The organism is Pseudorhodoferax soli, from assembly GCF_003337555.1.
Lineage (GTDB): Bacteria > Pseudomonadota > Gammaproteobacteria > Burkholderiales > Burkholderiaceae_C > Pseudorhodoferax > Pseudorhodoferax soli.
Genome location: NZ_QPJK01000002.1, coordinates 225,752 through 248,529, shown reverse-complemented (window position 1 = coordinate 248,529; position 22,778 = coordinate 225,752). Strand labels below are relative to the sequence as shown.

The window sequence follows — 22,778 nt, the reverse complement described above, 5'->3', positions numbered from 1 at the left end:
GCCGGTCAAGGGTGAGTTTGCTATCGATGTCCATGCTGTCGTCTGGCCGCGCCGCGGTGGCCGCGGTTTCCCTTGGTCTGGCCGCCTGCGCCGCGCTGGCTCAGGTTGCCCCGGCCTCGGTCGATGCCGCGCCGGCTGCTTCCGATCAACGCAGCATCGGCGAATGGCTGACGCGCATGCACGATGCTTCTCGCAAACGCGCCTACACCGGCACCTTCGTCGTGTCGTCGGAGGCCATGTTGGCCAGCGCGCGCATCTGGCATGCCTGCGAAGGCGAGCAGCAGATCGAGCGCGTGGATGCGTTGACAGGCCCGCCGCGCACCACTTTCAGGCGCAACGACCATGTCGTCACCTTCCTGCAGGACAGCAAGGTCGCACGCATGGAAAAGCGCGATGCCCTGGGCTTGTTTCCCAATCTGCTGCAGGCCGCCGACACCTCGATCGCCGAGTTCTACAGCGCCAAGCGGCTCGGCCAGGACCGCGTGGCCGGTTTCGAGGCCGACATCGTGTTGCTCAAGCCCAGGGACAAGCTGCGTTTCGGCTACCGGGTCTGGACCGAGAAGAAGTCCGGCCTCGTGATCAAGCTACAGACGCTGGATGTGGACGGCAAGGTGCTCGAGCAGGCCGCCTTTTCCGAACTGCAGATCGACGCACCTGTGCGCCTGGAAAGCCTGGCGCGCATGATGAACAAGACGGCCGGCTACCGTACCGAGCGCGTGGAAACCTTGGCCACGGATCCTGCCACCGAAGGCTGGACGCTCAGCGAGCCCGTGCCGGGCTTTCGTTCCATGAGTTGCATCAAGCGCGCGCCGCAGCCAGGGACGCCGCCCAGCACCATGCAATGGGTCTTCTCTGACGGCCTGGCTTCGGTCTCCTTGTTCGTGGAGCCTTACGATGCACAGCGCCACCTCAAGGAGGGGCTGGTGGGAATGGGCGCGACGCAATCCCTGATGCGGCGCAGCGAGGACTGGTGGCTGACCGCCGTGGGCGAGGTCCCGGCGGCCACGCTCAAGAACTTTGCCGCATCGCTGCAGCGCACCCGCAAATAGACGAGCAAATGGGGCGCAGGCCCTGTGAACCATGAGATGGAAAGAGGTGGATGACGATGTCTAGCTTCGCCGGACGACAACTGCGCGTGCAGGCCATGGCCTGGGCCATGGCGCTCACAGCAACCCTGGCGCTTGCGCCGCACACGCCGGTCCTGGCGCAGCAGGTGCGCGGGCTGCCCGACTTCACGGACCTGGTCGACCAAGTCGGTCCGTCGGTGGTGAACATCCGGACGGTCGAGCGCGCGGCCGCGCGCCCGGGCCCCGGTGGCACGGACGAAGAGATGCTGGAGTTCTTCCGCCGCTTCGGCATCCCGCTGCCCAACATTCCGCGCCAGGGCCCGCGCCCGCAGCAGCCCGATGGCGAATCGCAGCCGCGCGGCGTGGGCTCGGGCTTCATCCTCAGCGCCGACGGCCTGATCATGACCAACCACCACGTGGTCGACGGCGCCGACGAGGTGTTGGTCACGCTGACCGACAAGCGCGAGTTCAAGGCCAAGCTGATCGGCTCGGACAAGCGCACCGATGTGGCCGTCGTGAAGATCGAGGCCACCGGCCTGCCGGCCGTCAAGCTGGGCGACGTCAACCGCCTGCGGGTGGGCGAGTGGGTCATGGCCATCGGCTCGCCGTTCGGCTTGGAGAACTCGGTGACTGCCGGCATCGTCAGTGCCAAGCAGCGCGACACGGGTGACTACCTGCCTTTCATCCAGACCGATGTGGCGATCAATCCCGGCAACTCCGGCGGGCCGCTGATCAACATGCGCGGCGAGGTGGTGGGCATCAACAGCCAGATTTACTCGCGGTCGGGCGGTTTCATGGGCATCTCGTTCGCGATCCCGATAGACGAGGCCACGCGCGTGAGCGAGCAGCTGCGTGCAACTGGCCGCGTGTCGCGCGGCAAGATCGGCGTGCAAATCGAGCAGGTCACCAAGGACGTTGCCGAATCCATCGGCCTGGGCAAGCCGCAGGGCGCGCTGGTGCGCAGCGTGGAGCCTGGCTCGCCAGCGGAGAAGGCCGGCATCGAAGCGGGCGACATCATCACGCGCTTCGAAGGCCGTGTGATCGAGCGCTTCGGCGAGTTGCCGCGCCAGGTCGGCAACACCAAGCCGGGCACCAAGAGCGCCATCACCGTGTTCCGCCGTGGCGCGACCAAGGAGCTCAGCATCCTCGTGGCCGAGATCGAAGCCGAGACACCGGTTGCCAAGGCTCAGGCCAAGGAAGAGCGTCCGCGCGGTTCCGCTGCCGGCCAGGCCCTCGGCCTGGTGGTCAGCGAGGTGCCCGATGCGCAGAAGAAGGAGATGCGCATCAAGGGCGGCGTGAAGGTCGATGCCGCCACCGAGGGGGCGGCGCAGGCTGGCCTGCGCGAGGGCGATGTGATCGTCGCGATCGCCAACACGGAGATCACGGGCGTCAAGGATTTCGAGGCCGTCATCGCCAAGGTCGACCGCAGCAAGCCTGTGAACGTGCTGTTCCGGCGCGGCGACTGGGCCCAGTACGCGCTGATTCGCGCACAGCGCTGAACGGATCGCGGCGGATAAAGGCCCCAGCCTCTGCTCAGGTTTGCAGGGTTTGGGGCTGCCGATGGTGGTGCCGATGCGACTCTCGGCTGTTTTTTTTCACAGCATTAACTTGTCCATGGGAAGTTAGCGCCCGCCAGCTTTCCGGCCTCATCAAGCGGTTTGGATAGAATCAGGCGCTGGATGTCGGCGTACTCGGCATATCGAAGCGTCCGTCAATCCACGATGCGGGATGCCAACAGGCAACGGCCATACGATCCACAGGGCGCCCACAAGTTGTCCAGAGACCTATCCAGCATTCCTGTGGATAAGCTGTAGATAAAATGCTTGTTGTGACCCTGCAACGACCCCTTGGACCAGTTCCCTCGGCTATGCAGTCTGGGCTTTTTGCCTACAATGAAGTTCCAACTATCGCAGTTGCCAAAGATTGTTGGTTCTGGGCGCGTCGTTGATCGACGCGCCCTTTTTCTTTTTGTGCGCCCTCTAAATTCAATTACTTAAAGCTTCCCGTTGATGCAGCACATCAGAAATTTTTCGATCATCGCGCACATCGACCACGGCAAATCGACGCTCGCAGACCGCTTGATTCAACGCTGTGGCGGCCTCGCGGAGCGTGAGATGGAAGCCCAGGTGCTCGATTCGATGGACATCGAAAAAGAGCGTGGGATAACTATCAAGGCACAGACCGCAGCGCTGAAGTACACGGCGCGCGATGGCAAGGTCTACAACCTCAATCTGATCGACACGCCGGGCCACGTGGACTTCTCTTACGAGGTGAGCCGCTCGCTGTCTGCATGCGAAGGCGCGCTGCTTGTGGTGGATGCATCGCAAGGCGTCGAAGCACAGACCGTGGCCAATTGCTACACCGCGCTGGACCTCGGTGTGGAGGTGCTGCCGGTGCTCAACAAGATCGACCTGCCGAACGCCGATCTCGACAACGCGCGCTCCGAGATCGAGGACGTGATCGGCCTCGACGCCACCGATGCGATTGCCTGTTCGGCCAAGACCGGCGTGGGAATCGACGAGATCCTCGAGGCCGTGGTCGCGCACGTGCCCGCGCCCAAGGGCAACCCAGATGCGCCGCTGCGCGCGATGATCATCGACAGCTGGTTCGACTCGTATGTCGGCGTGGTCATGCTGGTCCGCGTGGTCGACGGCCGCCTTGGCAAGGGCGAGCGTTTCAAGATGATGGCCTCGGGTGCCATCTACAACGCCGACAGCCTGGGCGTCTTCACGCCCGCCAACGAGCCGCGTCCGGCGCTCGAGGCGGGCGAGGTCGGCTACATCATCGCGGGCATCAAGGAACTGCAGGCCGCCAAGGTCGGCGACACCGTCACGCTCGAGAAGAAGCTGCCCAACAACCTGGGTCCGGCCGAAGAGCCGCTGCCGGGCTTCAAGGAAATTCAGCCGCAGGTCTTCGCCGGTCTCTACCCGACAGAAGCCAGCGAGTACGACTCCCTGCGCGACGCACTCGAGAAGCTCAAGCTCAACGATGCCTCGCTGCACTACGAGCCCGAAGTCAGCCAGGCGCTGGGCTTCGGCTTTCGTTGCGGCTTCCTCGGCCTGCTGCACATGGAGATCGTGCAGGAGCGGCTCGAGCGCGAGTTCGACCAGGACCTGATCACCACCGCGCCCAGCGTGGTCTACCAGGTCATGAAGAACGACGGCGAAGTGATCATGGTCGAGAACCCGTCCAAGATGCCCGACATCGGCAAAACGGCGGAGATCCGCGAGCCCATTGTCACCGTGCACCTGTACATGCCGCAGGAGTACGTGGGCGTGGTCATGACCCTGGCCAACCAGAAGCGCGGCGTGCAGATCAACATGGCCTACAAGGGCCGCCAGGTTGTGTTGACCTACGAGATGCCACTGGGCGAGATCGTGCTGGACTTCTTCGACAAGCTGAAGTCGGTGAGCCGCGGCTATGCGTCCATGGACTACGAGTTCAAGGAGTACCGCGCGTCCGACGTGGTCAAGGTCGACATCCTGCTCAACGGCGAGAAGGTCGATGCCTTGTCGATCATCGTGCACCGCAGCCAGTCGCAGTACCGCGGCCGCGCGGTCGTGGCGAAGATGCGAGAGATCATTTCGCGGCAGATGTACGACGTTGCGATCCAGGCCGCCATCGGGGCCAACATCATCGCGCGTGAGACAATCAAAGCTTTGCGCAAGAACGTCCTGGCCAAGTGCTACGGCGGCGATATTTCCCGCAAGCGCAAGCTCCTTGAAAAACAAAAGGCTGGCAAGAAACGCATGAAGCAGATTGGCTCGGTGGAAGTTCCTCAGGAGGCCTTCCTGGCCATTTTGCAGGTGGAAGACTGATGCCGGTCATCACCGCCGCCATCCTCGCTGGCTTCGTGGCCTATGCGGGGGCCTGGTACCTCGGGCGCCTCGAAGGCAATTTCGCACTGCTGCTGTTCCTCGCGACCTTCGTGACCGGCCTGTACTGGCTGGCCGAGCGCTTCGTGTTCCTGCCGCGCCGGCGCAAGGCCGTGGCCTTGCTCGAGCAACAGACTGCGCAACGCAAGCAGGACCTGGCCAGCAAGGGCATCACCCAGGTCGACCACGTGGACTTGGCCGAGGCCAAGAGCCGTCTGCTGATGCAGCCCTGGTGGCTGGACTGGACCGCCGGCCTGTTCCCGGTGATCCTGGTGGTGTTCCTGCTGCGCTCCTTTCTGTTCGAGCCGTTCAAGATTCCCTCGGGCTCGATGATCCCGACGCTGCTCGTGGGCGACCTGATCCTGGTCAACAAATTCCACTACGGCGTGCGCCTGCCGGTCATCAACAAGAAGATCACCGATGGCAATCCGCTGCAGCGGGGCGATGTGGTGGTCTTCCGCTACCCGCCCAAGCCCAGCCTGGACTACATCAAGCGGGTGGTCGGCGTGCCGGGCGACGAGGTGGCCTATCTGAACAAGCGCCTGACCGTGAACGGCCAACCGGTGCCCACCAGTTCCGTGCCCGAGTTCTTCGACCAGGACGCGATGCGGTACTTCAAGCAGTACGAGGAAAAGCTCGGCGAAAAGCCGCACCGCCTGCTGATCGATGACGACCGCCCCGCCTTCATCCCCGGCGTGGAGAACTTCGCCGGCAAGGACCAGTGCCGCTACAGCGTCGAGGGCGTTGTCTGCAAAGTGCCCGAGGGCAATTACTTCATGATGGGCGACAACCGCGACAACTCGCTGGACTCGCGCTATTGGGGCTTCGTGCCGGACGCCAACATCGTCGGCAAGGCCTTCTTCATCTGGATGAACTTCGGCAGTTTCGGGCGCATCGGCGCCTTCAATTGAGGAGGCAGACAGTGCGGACTCTTTCGCAGCATCGGCGTGTGGGCGGCCGGCAGACCGGCTTGAGCTTCTTCGGCGTGATCATCGTCGGCGCCATCGTGGTGTTCTGTTTCGTCGTCGGCGCCAAGGTCGTGCCGACCGTGGTGGAGTACCAGGCCATCCGCAAGGCGGCCGATCGTGCCGCCGCGGGCACCACTGTGGCCGAGGTGCGTTCGCTGTTCGACCGTTCCGCAGCCGTGGACGACATCTCGTCCATCAAGGGTACGGACCTCAACATCAGCAAGGAAGGCGACAAGGTCGTCGTGGCCTTCGCCTACAACAAGGAGGTCGCGCTGTTCGGTCCGGCCTACCTGTTGCTCAAGTACCAGGGCCGGTCCCGCTAGTGTCCCCGCGTGAATCCTGACCTCGCGGCGCTGCAGCAGCGCCTGCATTACCGCTTTTCCGATGAGCGCCTGCTGCTGCGTGCCGTCACCCACCGCAGTTTTTCGGCCGACCACAACGAGCGCCTGGAGTTCCTGGGCGATTCGGTGCTGAACCTGTCCGTCTCCACCCTCCTGTACCAGCGCCTGGCCGAACTGCCCGAGGGCGATCTCTCACGCGTGCGCGCCAATCTGGTCAAGCAGGACACCCTGCACGGCATCGCGCTGGGCCTGGACCTGCCGGCCATGTTGCGCCTGGGCGAGGGCGAGGCGCGCTCGGGCGGTTACAAGCGGCCCTCCATCCTGGCCGACGCACTGGAGGCCATCATCGGCGCCACCTACCTGGACGGCGGCTTCGCCGCGGGCGAGGCCCTGGTGCAGCGCCTGTTCGCCAAGATCGCCATCAACCCGCAGATGCAGGCGATCGGCAAGGATCCGAAAACGGCCTTGCAGGAGTGGCTGCAAGGCCGCAAGATGAAGCTGCCGGCCTACACCGTGGTCGGCACCCTGGGCGCTGCCCACAGCCAGACGTTCGACGTGGAGTGCGCCATCGAGGAGATGGGCCTGCGCGAACGTGGCATCGGCGGCTCCCGCCGCGCCGGCGAACAGGCCGCCGCAACCGCCATGCTGGCCAAACTGAAAGCGAGCAAGCCATGAGCGAAGAAGCTACCCCTGCCATGCCCGAGATCCCGCCGGCGCCAGGCGCCGATGGCCAGCGTTGCGGCCTGATCGCCATCGTCGGCAAGCCCAACGTGGGCAAGTCCACGCTGCTCAATGCGCTGGTCGGCCAGAAGATCAGCATCACCTCGCGCAAGGCGCAGACCACGCGCCACCGCATCACGGGCATGCGCACACGCGGCGCGACGCAGTTCGTCTTCGTCGACACGCCTGGCTTCCAAACCCGGCACGACAACGCCCTGAACCGCTCGCTGAACAAGACCGTGCTGGGCGCCGTTGGCGACGTGGATCTGGTGCTGTTCGTGGTCGAGGCCGGCAGCTTCACGCTGGCCGACGCCAAGGTGCTCTCCCTGCTCAAGGAAGGCACACCGGTGGTGCTGCTGGCCAACAAGCTGGACAACGTGCACCGGCGTGCAGAGATCGCGCCCTGGCTCAAGTCCATGCAGGAGCGCCACGCGTTCGCCGAGTTCGTGCCCATGTCGGCCAAGAACGCCAAGGACATCGAGCGCCTGTTCGGCATCTGCGAGAAGTACCTGCCCGAGCAAGCCTGGTTCTACGCCGAGGACGAGCTGACCGACCGCAGCGAGAAGTTCCTCGTCACCGAGACCGTGCGCGAGAAGCTGTTCCGTCTGACCGGCGACGAGTTGCCCTACACCTCTACCGTCATCATCGACCAGTACAGCGAAGAGGCTGGCCGCGGGCCCAACAAGCGCCTGGTACGTATCGCCGCCACCATCGTGGTCGAGCGCGATGGCCACAAGGCCATGGTGATCGGCGACAAGGGCGAGCGCATCAAACGCATCGGCACCGAGACACGCGTCGAACTCGAGAAGCTGATGGACGCCAAGGTCTTCATCGAGCTCTGGGTCAAGGTGCGCTCGGGCTGGGCCGACGACGAAGCGCGCGTGCGCTCGTTCGGTTACGAGTGAGCATGTGGCCGTCCGACGCGTCCTCGACGAGCCGGCCTATGTGCTGCACCGCTACGACTGGAGCGAGTCCAGCCTGATCCTCGACGTGTTCACGCGCCGCCATGGCCGTGTGGCCCTGGTGGCCAAGGGCGCCAAGCGGCCCAGTTCCAGCTTCCGCCCCGTGCTGCTGCCTCTGCAGGCCCTGCGCCTGGCCTTCGGCGGCGATGGCGAGATCCGCACCCTCAAGGGCGCGGAGTGGGGCGGCGGCCATGTCATGCCGACCGGCGACGCACTGCTGGCCGGCTACTACCTCAACGAGTTGCTGCAGCGCCTGCTCGCACGCGAGGACGCACACCCCGAGTTGTTCGATGCCTACGGCCAGGCTGTGGCGCTGCTGGCGTCCGAGCATGGCGAGGCGCTGCAGCCCGTGCTGCGTGCCTTCGAACTCCTGCTGCTGCGCGAGACCGGCGTGCTGCCCGCGCTGGACTTGCAGACCGCCACGCTGGCGCCGCTGCACGCGGCAACGCAGTACACGCTGGTGCCCGAGGGCGGCCTGCGCGAGCGCCATGGCGACGACCGCGCAGGCCTCTCCGGCGCGCAATGGACCGCGCTGCACGATGCGCTGCAGGATGCCGCGCCCTTCATGGCCACGCTGCATGCAGGTGCCCACCTTGCGCCAGCCCTCAAGCCCCAGCTGCGCACGCTGCTGCACTACCATTGCGGCGGCGCCCCGCTGCACACCCGGCAGCTGATGATGGACCTGCAAGCCCTATGACCACCCCTTCCCCGCAGCGCTGCGCGCTGTCCGTCAACGTCAACAAGGTCGCACTGGTGCGCAACACGCGGCACCTGGGCATCCCGAGCGTGCTGCGCGCGGCCGAGCTGTGCCTGAAGGCCGGCGCGCAAGGCATCACGGTGCACCCGCGGCCCGATGCGCGCCACATCCGCACGGACGACGTGCACCAACTGGCCGCGCTGATGCAGGCCTGGCCCGACCGTGAGTACAACATCGAGGGCAACCCCTTCCAGAACCTCATGGAGTTCGTGCGCGCCGTGCGGCCTGCGCAATGCACCTTCGTGCCGGATGGCGAAGACCAGTTCACGAGCGACCATGGCTGGGATCTCGCCAAGGACGGCGAGCGCCTGCGTCCGCTGATCGCCGAGGCCCGATCCCTGGGCGTGCGCGTCAGCCTGTTCATGGACCCGGAGCCGGGGGCCATGGCCGCTGCCCGGGCCGTGGGTGCCGACCGCGTGGAGCTCTACACCGAGCCCTATGCCGCGGCCTTCGGCAGCCCGCGACAGGCCGAGGTGCTGCAAGCCTTCGCGCAGTCTGCGCGGGCGGCCGCCGCAGCAGGCCTGGGTGTGAACGCCGGCCACGACCTCAACCGCGACAACCTCACGCCCTTCCTCGCGGCCTGCCCGGCCGTGCAGGAGGTGTCCATCGGCCATGCGCTCGTCGCCGACGCGCTGGAGCTGGGCTACAGCGAAACCGTGCGCGCCTACCTGGCCTGCATCGAAGCTGCATGATCCACGGCCTGGGCACCGACATCTGCGACGTGCGGCGCATCCGCGAGAGCGTGGAACGCCATGGTGAGCGCTTCGCCGAGAAGGTGCTCAGCGAAGCAGAACTCGCCGTCTACCGCCGCCGCGGCGAGCGCTGGCCCGATCGCGGGCTGCGCTACCTGGCCACGCGCTTTTCGGCCAAGGAGGCCTTCAGCAAGGCCATCGGCCTGGGCATGCGCATGCCCATGACCTGGCGCACCTGCGAGATCGCCAACCTGCCGAGCGGCCAGCCCGTCATCGTGCTGCACGGCGCGCTCAAGACCTGGTTCGAGGCCCAGGGCTTCACGGCACACGTCACGTTGACCGACGAGACCGACTACGCGGCAAGCTTCGTGGTCGTGGAAAAAAACTGAAGATGCAACACGCTCCCCTGATTCTCGACATCGCTGGCACCCTGCTGACCGACGACGACCGGCGCCGCCTGAGCCATCCACTGGTGGGCGGCATGATCCTGTTCAGCCGCAACTGGCAGGACCGCGCCCAGCTCACGGCCCTGTGCGCCGAGATCCATGCGCTGCGGCCCGACCTGCTCATCTGCGTGGACCACGAAGGTGGCCGCGTGCAGCGCTTCAAGACCGATGGCTTCACCCATCTGCCGCCCATGCGCGCGCTGGGCGATCTTTGGCTCAAGGCCGAGGAGAAGCGGTCCGGCGAGGGTGCGATGGCCGCCATGGCGGCCGCGACGGCCTGCGGCTACGTGCTGGGCGCCGAACTGCGTGCCTGCGGCGTGGACTTCAGCTTCACGCCCGTGCTCGACCTGGACCATGGTGGCAGCGGCGTGATCGGCGACCGTGCCTTTGCACGCGACCCGCGCGTGGTCGCCATGCTGGCCCGTTGCGTCGCCCAGGGCCTGCTGCAGGCCGGCATGGCCCACTGCGGCAAGCATTTCCCCGGGCACGGCTTCGTGCGCGCCGATTCGCACACCGACACTCCGGTCGACCGCCGCAGCCTCAAGGCCATCCTGGCCGACGATGCCCAGCCCTACCGCTGGCTCGATGGCGTGCTGACCGCCGTGATGCCTGCGCACGTGGTCTACACCAAGGTCGATGCGCGGCCGGCTGGCTTCTCGCCACGCTGGCTGCAGGACATCCTGCGTGGCCAACTGGGCTTCGATGGTGCGGTGTTCAGCGACGACCTCAGCATGGCCGGCGCACGCCAGCTGGACGGCCGCACCCTGTCCTATACCGAGGCTGCATTGGCCGCGCTGCAGGCGGGCTGCGACCTGGCGCTGCTGTGCAACCAGTCATTGGGGGAGGGCGCGGTGCTGGACAAGCTCATCGACGGCCTGGCCCAGGCGCAGATCGAGGGCCGCTGGCAACCGTCCGAGGCATCGGAGCAGCGCCGCCTGGCCCTGCTGCCGCGCTCGCCGGCCACGGACTGGGACGCGCTCATGACGCAACCGGCCTACATGCAGGCGCTCTGGAAACTGCCCTGAGGTTTCAGGCGCCGTACAGCGTGCGCGCCTGGTAGGCCAGGCCGGCCGCGACGCCGCCGAACAGATCGCCTTCGACCAGCGGCACGCCCGCGAAGCCGGCTTGCAGCGCCGCCTGGAAGGGCCGCAGCGCGGACGAGCCGCCCGTCAGGTAGACAGCGTGCAGCTCGCTCGGCGCGATGCCAGCCGCGCGCACGCAGTCTTGGGCGCATGCGACCACGCGCGCCAGCAGTGCGCCGAGTTCATCGGCCAGCTGCGCGGGTGTCAGCGCGATGGCCAGCCCCGGCTCGATGCAATCCAGTGCCATCGCCGTCTCGGCCTCGCGCAGCGAAACCGCGATCTTGGCCCGCTCCACCGTCTCCGCGATGCGGTGGCCCTGGCCTTCGCCGACCACGTGCAGCAGCCGGTCGTGCAGGCGCAGGTCGCTGTAGTTCACGCGCAGCGCACGCGCCTCGCGCACCGCGCGCGGGCCCGATACCCAGTGGATCAAATGCCACGACGAGAGCTCGAAGAACATCGCGCTCGGTACCTCGCGGCCGCTGGGGCCATGGTGGCCGAAGCCCAGCGCAGGCATCACGCGCGCGAGGTTGAGGCGTTGGTCGAAGTCGGTGCCGCCGATGTGCACGCCGCGGGTGGCCAGCACATCGCCGCTGCGGTCCGTCGCACCGGCACGGCCCGGCGCGAGCCGCACGACCGTGAAGTCCGAGGTGCCGCCGCCGATGTCGGCCACCAGCACCAGCGACTCGCCCGCGATGCGGCGCTCATAGTCCAGCGCCGCTGCGATGGGCTCGAACTGGAATGCGACTTCGTCGAAGCCGGCGCTCTGCGCGGCCGCGCGCAGGCTGTCTTCGGCCTGGCGGTCGCGCTTGTCGTCGTCGTCGACGAAGTGCACGGGCCGGCCCAGCACCACGCGGCGCGGGCGGCTGCCCAGCCGGTGTTCGGCACGCGCAGCCAGTTCCGAGAGGAACAGCGCCACCACATCCTGAAAGCGCACCAGTTGGTCGCCGATGGCCGTGGTCTCCTGCATCAGGGCGCTGCCCAGCACGCTCTTGAGCGAGCGCATGAGGCGGCCCTCCAGCCCCGCCAGGTACTGCTCCATGGCGTCGCGGCCGAAGTGGCGCTGGCCTTCCTCGGTGTTGTAGAAGACCGCCGTGGGCAGGGTCGTCGCGGCGCCCTCCACGGCCAGGGCCTGCGCCAAGCCGTCGGCGCCCACCCAGGCAACGGCCGAGTTGGAGGTGCCGAAATCGATGCCGAGTGCCGGCGCGGAGGTCTTCACAGCGACAACGTGCCCGGATCGGTGCGCCAGCGGCGCAGCGACTTCTGGAAGAACAGCGCGTTGGGCACTTGCAGCAGCGCGCCAGCGTGCTCGGCCGTCACGTCTTCCAGCGTGGTGTAGACCAGCTGGATGTCGATCACGCGCCCCTTGATGCCGGGCTTGTCGCCCGAGTCGATCAGCTCGACCACGTCACCGAGCCGGAACGGCCGCGTGCTGAAGATCAGCACCGCGCAGAACAGGTTGGACAGCACGCTCCAGGCCGCGAAGAAGGCCACGGCTGCCACGGTCACGAAGCCCGTGAAGCCGGTCCACAGCACCGTGGCCGAGACGCCCAACCGTTCCATCACAAGCAGGAAGGCGGCGCCGTAGATCAGGTAGCGCAGCATGTTGCGCACCGGTGCCACCAGGTCCGTCGGCAGCTGGTAGCGCTGGCCGACACGTGACACGATCCGGCGCAGCAGGTACTGCAGCAGCCAGGCCACGACCAGGATGCCGACGATCTGCAGCCCCGGCACGATGACGTCGATCCACTCGTGCGCCCACAGGGGCAGGTAGTCGCGCAGCCCCAAGAGCTCAGCCCTCTCGGCGCAGGGCCGGGAACAGGATCACGTCGCGGATGCTGGGCGAATCCGTCAGCAACATCATGAGCCGGTCGATGCCGATGCCGCAGCCGCCCGTGGGTGGCATGCCGTATTCGAGCGCACGCACGAAGTCGTGGTCGAAGTACATGGCCTCGTCGTCGCCGCTGTCCTTGGCGGCCACCTGGGCCTGGAAGCGCGCCGCCTGTTCTTCGGCGTCGTTGAGCTCGGAGAAGCCGTTGCCGAACTCGCGGCCGGTGATGTACAGCTCGAAGCGCTCGGTCACTTCGGGCCGTGCATCGTTGGCGCGCGCCAGTGGCGAGATCTCGGTCGGGTGTTCCATGATGAAGGTGGGCTGCCAGAGCTTTTCTTCCACCGTTTCTTCGAAGTACAGCACCTGCAGGCTGGCCAGGCTGCGCTTGGACAGGCGGTCCTTCTCCTCGGTCATGCCGAGCTTGCGCAGCGCGGCGATGAGCCACTCGGCACTGTCGACGTTGTCGCCAGCGTCGGTGTGGGCCACGATGGCCTCGCGGATGGTCAGGCGGGCGAAGGGCTGGGCCAGGTCCACCGGCTTGCCGCCGTAGGTCAGGGCCAGCGTGCCGCAGGCGGTCTGCGCGGCATGGCGGACCAGCGCCTCGGTGAAGTCCATCAGGTCGCGGTAGTTCCAGTAGGCCGCGTAGAACTCCATCATCGTGAACTCCGGGTTGTGCCGGACCGAGATGCCTTCGTTGCGGAAATTGCGGTTGATCTCGAACACCCGGTCGAAGCCGCCGACGACCAGGCGCTTCAGGTACAGCTCGGGCGCGATGCGCAGGAACATCTCCTGGTCCAGCGCGTTGTGGTGCGTGGCGAAGGGCTTGGCGTTGGCACCGCCCGGAATCGGGTGGAGCATGGGTGTCTCCACCTCCAGGAAGCCGTTCTCGACCATGAAGCCGCGGATCGCCGAGACGGCCTGGCTGCGCGCCGTGAAGCGCGCACGCGCGTCCGCGTCGGTGATCAGGTCGACGTAGCGCTGGCGGTATTTCTGCTCCTGGTCCTGCATGCCGTGGAACTTGTCCGGCAACGGGCGCAGCGACTTGGTGAGCAGGCGCACGCTGGTGGCCTTGACCGAGAGTTCGCCGGTCTTGGTGCGGAACAGCGTGCCCTCGCAGCCGACGATGTCGCCCAGGTCCCAGTGCTTGAAGGCCGCCAAGACCTCGGGACCCACGAGGTCCTGCGTGATGTAGAGCTGGATGCGGCCGGTGGCGTCCTGCAGCGTGGCGAAGCAGGCCTTGCCCATCACGCGCTTGAGCATCATGCGGCCGGCCACCACGGCGCGCACGGCCTGAGGCTCCAACTGGTCGTTGGCCACGCCTTCGTGCGCGGCCTGCAGCGCGGCGGCCTTGTCCTGCGGCTTGAAGTCGTTGGGGAATGCCACGCCGCCGCCCTCAGCCTGCAGCGCGCGCAGGGCCTTGAGTTTCTCGCGCCGCTCGGCGATGAGCTGGTTGTCGTCGGTGGCGGTGGGCGTGCTGGTGGGGTCGGACATGGATGAAAGAACGGAAGGCGCGCTGGCGGGCTGCCTGCGGCGAACCCGCCATTTTAGAAGCTCAATGGGCGCATCAATGCGTGACCCCGTCGCGGGCCAGAACCTTGCGCGCGGTGCGCCACAGGATCAGCAGGTCCACGCGCAGGCTGCGGTGCTGCAGGTACCAGTGGTCGAAGTCGGCCTTGACAGGGATCGGCAGTTCGTCGCGCCCGTTGACCTGGGCCCAGCCCGTGAGGCCGGGTGCCAGCGCATCGACGCCGCGTTGGGTGCGCAGCGCGATGAGGTCGTGCTGGTTGAACAGGGCCGGGCGCGGGCCGACGAAGCTCATATCGCCCTTGAGGATGCTCCAGAGCTGGGGCAACTCGTCCAGGCTGCTTTGGCGCAGGAAGCTGCCAATGGGCGTGAGATATTGCTCGGGGCGTTCGAGCAGGTGCGTGGCCACGGCGGGCGTGTCGGTGCGCATGCTGCGGAACTTGGGCATGCGAAAGATGCGGTTGTGGCGGCCGACGCGGTCGGACCAGTAGAGGGCGGGGCCGGGGGAGGTGAGGCGGACGGCGAGGGCGAGGGAGAGCAGGGGGAGGGCGAGCAGGGGCAGCAGGGCCAGGGCAAACAGCAGGTCGAACAGGCGCTTCATGGCGGCAATCCCTGGATGGCGCGGCGAAGGCCCTCGTCCACGGTGACTGGCGGCGACCAGCCCAACAGCGTGCGGGCCTTGGTGATGTCGACCTGCAGCGTGCCGCATAGGCGCTCAGCGGCGGCGCGGCGGCCGAGCATGGCCGCGCCAGCGCACAGCAGGGCGGGCGGCATGGGCCACAGACGGGCCGGCCGGCCCATCGCGGCGCCCAATCGGCGCAACAGGCAGGGCGTGGACAGGTCTTCGCCGTCGCTGACCAAAAAAGTTTGATTGGCCGCGCCCGGATGGCGCAGGCAGACCAGGATGAAGTCGATGAGGTTGTCCAGCGCCACCAGGCTGCGCCGGTTCTGGATGGCGCGCAGCGGCAGTGGCCAGCCGTGCTCGACAGCGTGGACCAGCGCGGCGAAGTTGGCCTTTGCGCCTGGACCGTACACCAGGGGCGGCCGGATGATGACGATGTCCATGCCGGTTTGCCGTGCGATGGTGGCCAGGCCGAGTTCGGCTTCGTGCTTGCTGGTCCCATAGGGGTCTGCCGGCATTGGCGCCACCTGTTCGGTGAACGCGCGTCCTGGTGTGCTGGCTTCGCCATGCACCTTCACTGAACTGAGGAAGATGAAGCGTCCGACGCCCTCCTGCGCCGCCTGGCGAGCGAGCTGCAGGGTCCCCTCGGTGTTGGCGGCACGGTACAGCGCCAGCGGGTCACTGTTCCGGTCGCGCACGACATGCACGCGCGCCGCGGCGTGGACGACGGCATGGCAACCACGCACGGCCTCCCGCCAATCCGCTGCGCCGGACAGATCGGGGCTCTCGACGAACTGTGCCCGCTCGGCGAAGCCGGCACGCAAGGCCAGACGCCATGTCAGACCCGCAGCCGTCAGCGCCGCATGGCGTGCCAGGGCCGAACCGATGAAGCCGCTCGCGCCGGTCACAAGCACGTTCATGGCGGCCCCAGCAGCTCGGCGTAGATCTGCAAATGCGTTGCCACGACCGACCCGATGCCGAACTCGGCCTGCGCCAGGGTTCGACCGGCGCGCCCCATGCTGTTGCACAGCGCGGGTTCTGCCAACAAGCGCTCGATGGCGTTGGCCAGACCCTCAGCGTCGCGCGGAGCTACCACCAGGCCCGTTTTGCCAGGCGTGATGGCATCGCGGCAGCCGGGCATGTCGGTCGTGACGACTGCGCACCCGCACGCCGCCGCTTCGAGCAACACCTTGGGAACGCCCTCGCCATAGTACGAGGGAAGCACCGCGATGCTCGCCTGCTGCAGTACGGCGGGCATGTCCTGCCGATGCCCCCATAGCTCGACGGCCCCCTCTGCGCGCCAGCTTCCCAGTTGGGCCGGTTCGATGCTTGCCCGGCTCTCTGGGTCGGGCTCGCCCACCAGGCACATGCGGGCCTCGACGCCCCTGCTGCGCAATGCCTTTGCCGCTTCCACGAACTCCGCGATGCCCTTGTCTTTCAGCAGCCGTGCGGCGAGGACGACGATCGGCTTTGACGCCGCCCGCGGTGCGGGGGCGAAGCGGTCCAGGTCGACCCCCGATCCACGGATCAGCACGCATTTGCGGATTGGCAGACCGGTAGCGGCGCAGATGGTGTCCTGGTCCGTGCGGTTCTGGAAGATGACCCGAAGCTTCTCCCGGTTGAAGCAGGCGCGGTAGAGCCAAAGAACCAGTGGCCGTACCGCTGCCGCGAACCGCGCATTCGACGAAAACACGAAGCCCAGGCCCGAAACACTCATGACGACGGCGCGGGTCGCGAGCAGCCGCGCCGACAGGCCGCCCATGATGATGGGCTTGATGGTCACGAGATGGAGAACATCCGGAGACAACGACCGCACCAAACCGAACACGCGCATCAGGTTCTGCAACTCCGACCACGGGTTCGCGCCGCCGCGCCGGATGGCCAACGGGTGCGCGATGATGCCGTGTGCCTCGATCTCATCACGCTTGTCGGTGAAGGTGGCCGCAAGGTGGACCTCGTAGCCGGCAGCAATGGCCGCAGTGGCGATCGCAAGCCGGTGAGAGACGAAGAACCAGTCGACGTTGACGACGAACAGCAGCTTCCTGGGCATGGCAGGTTCGCCGCTCATGGTACGCGGAGCACCACGAAGGCTTCATGGACCCGCAGGTCAGCGTCGGTGTAGCCGCGCAGCTGGGCGTGGACGCAGGAACGCTTCATCGGCAGGGCGGCCCAGTGCATGCGCTCCTCGCGTACGGTCTGCAAGCCGGCGCGCTGGAACGAAGCCATCACGTCGCTGTGGCGCAGCCGGTTCGTGTAGAACCCGGATGCCGAGAACAGCGGACTTTCCCATCGTTCTCGCGAGAAGCGCATGTTGTTCAGGCTGGCCTGTAGATGGTCCTTGTAGTCGATGGTGTGGCTGGCAATTCCCCCTGGGCGCAGCACGCGCTGCAGCTCCACCATCGACAGATCGAACTCGTGCACGCGGATGTGCTCGAGAACGGCTTCTGAGAAGCAGTAGTCGATCGACTGCGATGGCAAGCCGCGCAGCGCAGCGAGGCCGCTGGTCAGGTAACGCATGTTGAAGGCCCTCAGCAGGCCATCGAAATCCGCCCAGTCGGTGCCGGCCTCGCGCAGCCGCGTGGGGTCGGGGAGTGCTGTGTCGAGCCAGCGGACGAATGCCCTGTAGACGTCGAGGTCGCGCGTTGCCCAGTCGCCCGCGTCGACCAGGCAGGTGCTCCGCGCGCCCAGCGCATAGGCGACGATGCCGTTGCCGACGGAGTCGCCAGGCCCAAGTTCCAGGACATGCTTGCGGGCCAGGTCGACATGTGCAAAGGCCGTGTGCCGCTGGACGATCTCGAGGGCGTAGTCCGGCCTGCGCATGCCCCCGTGCCGAAAGACGCCCAGGCGGTTGAACAGCGACCTGGGCACCGGCAAGCGCGCCAGCACCATCTTCATGGGAATCTTGAGATACCAGGGGACCATGCGTCAGCCCCAGGATTCGATGCGCGCACCAGCAGCGGCAAGCAAGCCGTGGTGAAGCAGGTTGCGCGGCGTCACGGCCAGCATGTTCTCGTAGCTCTGCCTTGCGTCGAATGGCGACAGCTGCAGATTGTTGCCCGATGCTCCCTGCGCCGCAGCCAGCCGGACCCCGAACAGCAGGTAGTGCGTCGGCAGCATGGCGTGTGCAGGCCTGATCGCACCTGCTGCGTGTGCGGCAATGTCGGGTCTCCACTCGAACAGGACTGCCGGCATCTGCTCTGCGATCAGGCGTTGGCTGCCAGCCAGAGCGGCCGCTTCCGCGCCTTCGATGTCCAGCTTCATCAAGCCAACCTTTCCTGCGCCGAGGAACTCCAGCACCGTGTCGACGCGGTAGGACGTCGTTTTCTCGACCGCGACAGCATGGCCTCCACCCCAAGCCGCCAGTGTCGATGTCGCGCCCAGGTTGCCGTCCAACGGGCGAAAGAGCGACACCTGCTCCCCGTCGTGTTCTCCCACGGCGTAGCCGAAGACCTGCATCGTGGCGCCAGGATTGAGTGCCAGGTTTCGGTACAACTTTGCGAGGATGTGCGTGGACGCCTCGATCGCAATGGTCGCAACGCCACGGTTCGCGACGGGAATGCTCGTGGTCCCGACGTTGGCTCCGACATCCAGGTAGACGAGACCGCCCTGGCACAGCTGCCTGGCAAGCGCGATCGGAACAAGATCGAAGTAGCCGTCCATGAAAGTCCGGAACTGGACGTGGTCGTCGAGTTCCAGGACCATGCGCGTCCCCTCGACGATCGTCATCGAGACGGTGCGAGACGGATCGGGACGCCACCAGCCGGGAATGTGCTTGCGCAGAATGGCCGGGTCCTGAAGCTGCCCCCATCGTCCACCGAATGCGGCATGGAGGCGTCGACCCAGCCGCAACAGCCAGAGCGAGCGGTTCAGGTTCACCAGCAGAAGCAGGGCCTTGCCGGGTGCTCTCATGCTCTGGCCACGTCTTCGTAGAAGCGTTCATAGCGGCGCACGACAACGCCGATCTCGAACAGCACAGCGATCCGCGCGCGCGCCGCCTGTGCACGGTGTGCCTTCTCCGTCGCAGGCTGCTCGATCAGGGTTTGCACAGCGTTCGCCAGGGCGGCTGGATCTCCCGCGGGAACGACCAACCCCGTGTCACCGACGATGTGCGCGGAAACACCGACATCGGTAACGACGCAGGGAACACCGCAGGCCATGGCCTCGCCGATGACGTTGCCGAACGCTTCGCCGTGCGACGAAGAGACCAGCACATCGAGTGCGGCCATGATGTTCGGCATGTCGGCGCGGTAGCCCAGCAGATGGCATGCGTCCAGGATGCCTGATCGCGCTGCGAGCGCAGTGATGCCATCGGCCTGCGGGTCCACGCCGCGCCCCGCCAGTACGAACCGGGCCAGTGGCAAGCGGCGGTGCAGCATGCCCATGGCAACCAGGAATCCGCCGTGGTTCTTCTGCGGATCGAGCCGGCCAACGAGGCCGATGAGCGGCGTGTCATCGGGCAAGCCGAGTTCCGCACGGAGACGCACGCCGGCCTGCGGGTCGGGCTGGAAGCGCGCAAGGTCGAACCCATTGGGGATGACTTCCATCTTGCCTGCGTCATAGCCGAAGGCGATGTGGCTGCGCATGGCCGCCTCGGAGCACAGCGCAATGCGCCGCGGCCAGCGCGTGGACAGCCGCGCACACAGCCGGGCGACGGCGAGCGTCGAACGCTTGTTCAGCGAAGGGTCCAGGTTGCTGTGGTGGATGCCCCAGGCAACGGCGCGGATGCCTGCCCAACGCGCAGCAACCGAACCCAGCAGGTCGGCGTGGTACAGCCAGGTGTGGACGACATCGGCCCGGATGGCACGCAGGCGGCGGGCCAGATGCCACAGTCGCAATGGATTGGGCGCGCCGGTGCGCAAGCCGAGCGCTTCCACGGGAATGCCGAGCGCGGCGATGCGGGGCCCGATTTCTCCGACCGTGGTCAGCGAAAAAACGTGGGGCTGGAAGCGCGCGCGGTCCAGTCGTTCCAGTAGCTGGAGCAACATGACTTCGGCGCCGCCGACCGAAAGCCCTGTGATGACGATGGCCACGATCATGCGCGTGCGGGGCGAAGCCGGCGGCGCAGCCGCAACATCCAAAGCCACAGCTGCGCGAACCCTCGGTCGGTCCAGTGCAGTGGCGCGGCCTGCGTGCGCGCAAGCACGGCATCGAGTGCCGTGATGCGCGGTGCATGCCGTTCGATGCTCCGTGCGAACGCGTCGAATCCCCCCTCTGTGAATCCGTTGCTGTGGAAGCAGACCGTCCACAGGCCTGCTGGCATGGCGTGAAACCGCCACAGTTGTTGGGGTACCCAGGTCGCACCCAGCCATCGAACGGGCCGCGTGAACAAGCCATCGCTGATGGTGCGGATGCCCAGTTGGAGCAGCAACTCGACTGTCGTCGCGTCGAAGCTGTGGGCCGGTGCGATCCAGGCGTCGATGCGTACGCGTTGTGCTTCGAAGATGCGGCATGCAGAGGCGAGCTTGGCCTGCTGCGCTGCGCGCGGCAGCCCGGCGAATTCGCTGAATGGGTTGAGCGCCAGCAAGCCTGCGTCGGTGGTCTCGTACTTGTGGTGGCAGCCATGCAACGCAATGCTCCAGCCGCAGCGCTGGCGCTCGCGGATGTAATCCCAGAAGTCGGGCCGCGCCGGTCCGGCAATGAGTTGCGGGTCGTGGTTGTCGGGTGTTACGGCGAGGATCGGCCTGACACGGTGGCGCGCCAGGATGGCCTCGATGCGTGCCCAGTGCTCCCAGTTCATGGTGGGACAGATGTCGTCGAACCGCACCAGATACTCGGCACTCATGTGCTTGCGCCTTCGGGTTTTTCCAGCCTGATCCGGTCGTTGCCGGGGCTGCTGTAGTCGGCGTCGAGCCGCTTGAAGGGATGGCGCTTGAGCAATTGCTCGATGCGCCCACGTGGGGGATGGGGATGTCCGATCTTCAGCCCCAAGTGGCTGTTCATCCACGTGCGCACGGCCGATGACAGGCTCAGGTCTTCCCGTCGGAAGCTGGCATTGTGCGTGTCGATGTAGCCATACCCTCCGGGCGCGATGAGGCGATAGATCAACTCCGCGAAAGAGCGGTCGTCGAAGGCGTAGTACCAGCAGACGCGGTTGAACACAAGATCCCACGGACCCGGCGCCAGGCACAGGGCGTCGTCCATGTAGCCGATGGAGAACCGCATCCGGTCCGCCACGCAGGATGCCTGCGCCTTCTCCCGGGCGATCTGGAGGTAGCTGCGGGAGATGTCGTGGCAGGTGACGAGGGCACCGCGCCGGGCGAACGCGACGGCGTACTGCCCAGGCCCGCTCCCCAGGTCGAGGACATGCTTTCCAGCGAAGCCGCCGATCCACGCCTCCAGCGCATCGACCAACGTTTCGTCTGCCTCCTCCCCGTGCTCGCGCGCATAGGCCGCCGCGTACTGCGGGCGGATGGGGTCCCAGCCGTCTTCCGGACGCTGGAACGCGGCAATGATCCGGTTGATCATGGGGGCGTTCTCCGTTGGCGCCACCCGGCGGATGGCCAGAGCATGACCACCTGCAGGCCGAGGAGGAAAAATGCATGCATCGCTGCTGTGGACCATTGGATGCCGACCAGGCCGACACGGGGGGCGAGCCAGAAGTTGGCAGCGATTTTCAGCGCAAGCGCACCGGCGGACACGACCAGGATGCCCCGGTAGCGGCCCAGCGCCGACAGCCACGACATCATCACGATGCCAGAGAAGTAGAAGGGAAGCTGCAGCAGGCCATGCTGCAGAACGCGGGTGACCGACGCCGTATCGGACGGGCCGAAGGCGCCGTTCTCGAAGAGCAGGCGGACCACCAGTCCGCCCAGCAGCCAGCCGCCCGCGATGACGAGCAGTCCGGCGCCGAACATCATCCATGCCCAGCGTTCTGCGAGCTGCTTCACCACGAGCGGCTCGAGTGCATGCGCACTGGAGAACACGGGCAGGGTCGCACGTGAGACGGCTGTGACGCCGACGGCGATCAGCAGCGCCAGGATGCGGTTGGCGTAGCTCAGCGTGGCGACGGAGCCGACGGGCAAGTGGATCGCCGAGAATTGGTCGACCAGGACGGCGGTGACCAGCAGCGACTGGCTGAACAGCATCGGCCCGAAGCCTCGCCAGAACGCTGGCCAGTGTGAAGCGCGGAGGCCCAGGCGCGGCGGCACGATGCCGTTCTGCCGTCGCAGCGCCAGGGTGAGACAAGCCAGTTGCAGCCCAAAGCCTGCGACGGTGCCCCAGACCAGCGGACCGATGGCGCGTGACGGCCACAGCAGCACGCTAGCCATGATCACGATGGCGGGCAGGCTTTCCATGAGCGTGTTGCTGTGCCGCCCTTGCGCCAGCATCCAGGACGACAGCAGGCAGACCAGCATGCCGAGTGGAACAAGCGCAGCCATCGGCGCACTGGCATCGCGCGCAAGGTGCGCGGTGCCCGCAGGCAGCCCGGTCCAGCCTGCGCCGAGGATCAGTTGAAGTGCCGCCCAGGTGGCCAGGCCCAATGCGCCTGCCAGCAGCATGGACGTGCCGAGCAGCTCGGCGCGAAACAGGCGCGCCTGGCTGCGGGCCTCGGCGCTGCGGTCGATCTGCAGCCGCGAAAGCAGGGGAACCAGAACCGCCAGAAGAACGCCGAACCACACCGCGATCGGCCAGGCGATGAGGTTGTAGGTGAAGAGGTAGGCATCCACGGCGGCGCTGGTCCCGTGGCGCCAGGCAACGGCCATTTCCTTGGCCGCGCTGGCAAGCTTGCCCAGCAGCGCCAACGCCGAAACCCAGACCACGCCATGCACGATGCTGCGGTGTGCTTCGGCCCTGGACAGGAGGCCAGGCGCTGCGGTCTGTACCCCGTTGTCGTCTGCTGCCGGCTCAGCCATCGGCCCGCAACGCGCCATCCGGGCTGCCTCTGTGCAATGCA

At 66.7% G+C, this 22,778-nt stretch carries 23 protein-coding genes; 11 read left to right on the top strand and 12 right to left on the bottom strand.

Features of this window, described 5'->3' with window-relative positions; genetic code table 11:
- Positions 1–26: 26 nt before the first annotated feature.
- From DES41_RS07845 to nagZ, 11 genes are all read left to right on the top strand, one after another.
- Positions 27–1,049 (top strand): MucB/RseB C-terminal domain-containing protein, encoded by a 1,023-nt coding sequence (locus tag DES41_RS07845; protein WP_342769641.1) that lies wholly within the window; start codon positions 27–29, stop codon positions 1,047–1,049.
- 107 nt (positions 1,050–1,156) lie between these two features.
- On the top strand, positions 1,157–2,566 hold the full coding sequence (locus DES41_RS07840; protein WP_245965658.1) for a DegQ family serine endoprotease: 1,410 nt from the start codon (positions 1,157–1,159) through the stop codon (positions 2,564–2,566).
- Positions 2,567–3,076: 510 nt separating this feature from the next.
- Positions 3,077–4,885, top strand: coding sequence for a translation elongation factor 4 (lepA, locus tag DES41_RS07835; RefSeq protein ID WP_114467088.1), 1,809 nt, complete (start codon positions 3,077–3,079; stop codon positions 4,883–4,885).
- Positions 4,885–5,853, top strand: a complete 969-nt coding sequence (gene lepB, locus DES41_RS07830) for a signal peptidase I (RefSeq protein WP_114467087.1) — start codon at positions 4,885–4,887, stop codon at positions 5,851–5,853. The genes lepA and lepB overlap by 1 nt, the downstream gene beginning before the upstream one ends.
- Before the next feature lie 11 nt (positions 5,854–5,864).
- The gene (locus tag DES41_RS07825; RefSeq protein ID WP_245965617.1) at positions 5,865–6,233 is read left to right on the top strand and encodes a DUF4845 domain-containing protein; all 369 of its coding nucleotides are present in this window, start codon (positions 5,865–5,867) and stop codon (positions 6,231–6,233) included.
- A 9-nt stretch (positions 6,234–6,242) separates the two neighbouring features.
- Complete coding sequence (gene rnc / locus DES41_RS07820) at positions 6,243–6,926, top strand: ribonuclease III (protein ID WP_114467085.1); 684 nt, start codon at positions 6,243–6,245, stop codon at positions 6,924–6,926.
- Entirely contained in the window at positions 6,923–7,876 is a 954-nt protein-coding gene (gene era, locus DES41_RS07815; RefSeq protein ID WP_114467084.1) for a GTPase Era, read from the top strand. Before rnc ends, era begins: the two co-directional genes overlap by 4 nt.
- A gap of 4 nt (positions 7,877–7,880) precedes the next feature.
- Positions 7,881–8,630: a DNA repair protein RecO gene (gene recO / locus DES41_RS07810; RefSeq protein ID WP_114467083.1), complete on the top strand. Its 750-nt coding sequence runs from the start codon at positions 7,881–7,883 to the stop codon at positions 8,628–8,630.
- Positions 8,627–9,382 (top strand): pyridoxine 5'-phosphate synthase, encoded by a 756-nt coding sequence (locus DES41_RS07805; protein WP_114467082.1) that lies wholly within the window; start codon positions 8,627–8,629, stop codon positions 9,380–9,382. The genes recO and DES41_RS07805 overlap by 4 nt, the downstream gene beginning before the upstream one ends.
- Positions 9,379–9,771 carry a holo-ACP synthase gene (gene acpS, locus DES41_RS07800; protein ID WP_114467081.1) on the top strand — a complete coding sequence of 131 codons (393 nt, stop codon included), beginning with the start codon at positions 9,379–9,381 and terminating at the stop codon, positions 9,769–9,771. Before DES41_RS07805 ends, acpS begins: the two co-directional genes overlap by 4 nt.
- A gap of 2 nt (positions 9,772–9,773) precedes the next feature.
- Entirely contained in the window at positions 9,774–10,853 is a 1,080-nt protein-coding gene (gene nagZ / locus DES41_RS07795; RefSeq protein ID WP_114467080.1) for a beta-N-acetylhexosaminidase, read from the top strand.
- Positions 10,854–10,857: 4 nt separating this feature from the next.
- Here the strand turns inward: nagZ and DES41_RS07790 are convergent, their stop codons facing one another.
- From DES41_RS07790 to DES41_RS07735, 12 genes are all read right to left on the bottom strand, one after another.
- Positions 10,858–12,126: an Hsp70 family protein gene (locus tag DES41_RS07790; protein ID WP_245965616.1), complete on the bottom strand. Its 1,269-nt coding sequence runs from the start codon at positions 12,124–12,126 to the stop codon at positions 10,858–10,860.
- Positions 12,123–12,695, bottom strand: a complete 573-nt coding sequence (locus DES41_RS07785; protein ID WP_114467078.1) for a mechanosensitive ion channel family protein — start codon at positions 12,693–12,695, stop codon at positions 12,123–12,125. Before DES41_RS07785 ends, DES41_RS07790 begins: the two co-directional genes overlap by 4 nt.
- 4 nt (positions 12,696–12,699) lie before the next feature.
- Positions 12,700–14,229 carry a lysine--tRNA ligase gene (gene lysS / locus DES41_RS07780; protein ID WP_114467077.1) on the bottom strand — a complete coding sequence of 510 codons (1,530 nt, stop codon included), beginning with the start codon at positions 14,227–14,229 and terminating at the stop codon, positions 12,700–12,702.
- 73 nt (positions 14,230–14,302) lie between these two features.
- Positions 14,303–14,863: a sugar transferase gene (locus DES41_RS07775; protein WP_114467076.1), complete on the bottom strand. Its 561-nt coding sequence runs from the start codon at positions 14,861–14,863 to the stop codon at positions 14,303–14,305.
- Entirely contained in the window at positions 14,860–15,804 is a 945-nt protein-coding gene (locus tag DES41_RS07770) for a UDP-glucose 4-epimerase family protein (RefSeq protein WP_114467075.1), read from the bottom strand. The genes DES41_RS07775 and DES41_RS07770 overlap by 4 nt, the downstream gene beginning before the upstream one ends.
- Positions 15,801–16,934, bottom strand: coding sequence for a glycosyltransferase family 4 protein (locus DES41_RS07765; protein WP_114467074.1), 1,134 nt, complete (start codon positions 16,932–16,934; stop codon positions 15,801–15,803). Before DES41_RS07765 ends, DES41_RS07770 begins: the two co-directional genes overlap by 4 nt.
- Before the next feature lie 14 nt (positions 16,935–16,948).
- Positions 16,949–17,773 carry a class I SAM-dependent methyltransferase gene (locus tag DES41_RS07760; protein ID WP_170168126.1) on the bottom strand — a complete coding sequence of 275 codons (825 nt, stop codon included), beginning with the start codon at positions 17,771–17,773 and terminating at the stop codon, positions 16,949–16,951.
- A 36-nt stretch (positions 17,774–17,809) separates the two neighbouring features.
- Positions 17,810–18,793 (bottom strand): FkbM family methyltransferase, encoded by a 984-nt coding sequence (locus DES41_RS07755; RefSeq protein ID WP_114467072.1) that lies wholly within the window; start codon positions 18,791–18,793, stop codon positions 17,810–17,812.
- Positions 18,790–19,920 (bottom strand): glycosyltransferase, encoded by a 1,131-nt coding sequence (locus DES41_RS07750; RefSeq protein WP_114467071.1) that lies wholly within the window; start codon positions 19,918–19,920, stop codon positions 18,790–18,792. The genes DES41_RS07755 and DES41_RS07750 overlap by 4 nt, the downstream gene beginning before the upstream one ends.
- Positions 19,917–20,666, bottom strand: coding sequence for a DUF2334 domain-containing protein (locus DES41_RS07745; protein WP_114467070.1), 750 nt, complete (start codon positions 20,664–20,666; stop codon positions 19,917–19,919). The genes DES41_RS07750 and DES41_RS07745 overlap by 4 nt, the downstream gene beginning before the upstream one ends.
- Positions 20,663–21,349: a class I SAM-dependent methyltransferase gene (locus DES41_RS07740; protein WP_170168125.1), complete on the bottom strand. Its 687-nt coding sequence runs from the start codon at positions 21,347–21,349 to the stop codon at positions 20,663–20,665. Before DES41_RS07740 ends, DES41_RS07745 begins: the two co-directional genes overlap by 4 nt.
- A complete protein-coding gene (locus tag DES41_RS07735; protein ID WP_170168124.1) occupies positions 21,346–22,737 on the bottom strand; it encodes a lipid II flippase MurJ in 1,392 nt (463 codons plus the stop codon). Before DES41_RS07735 ends, DES41_RS07740 begins: the two co-directional genes overlap by 4 nt.
- Positions 22,738–22,778: the final 41 nt, after the last annotated feature.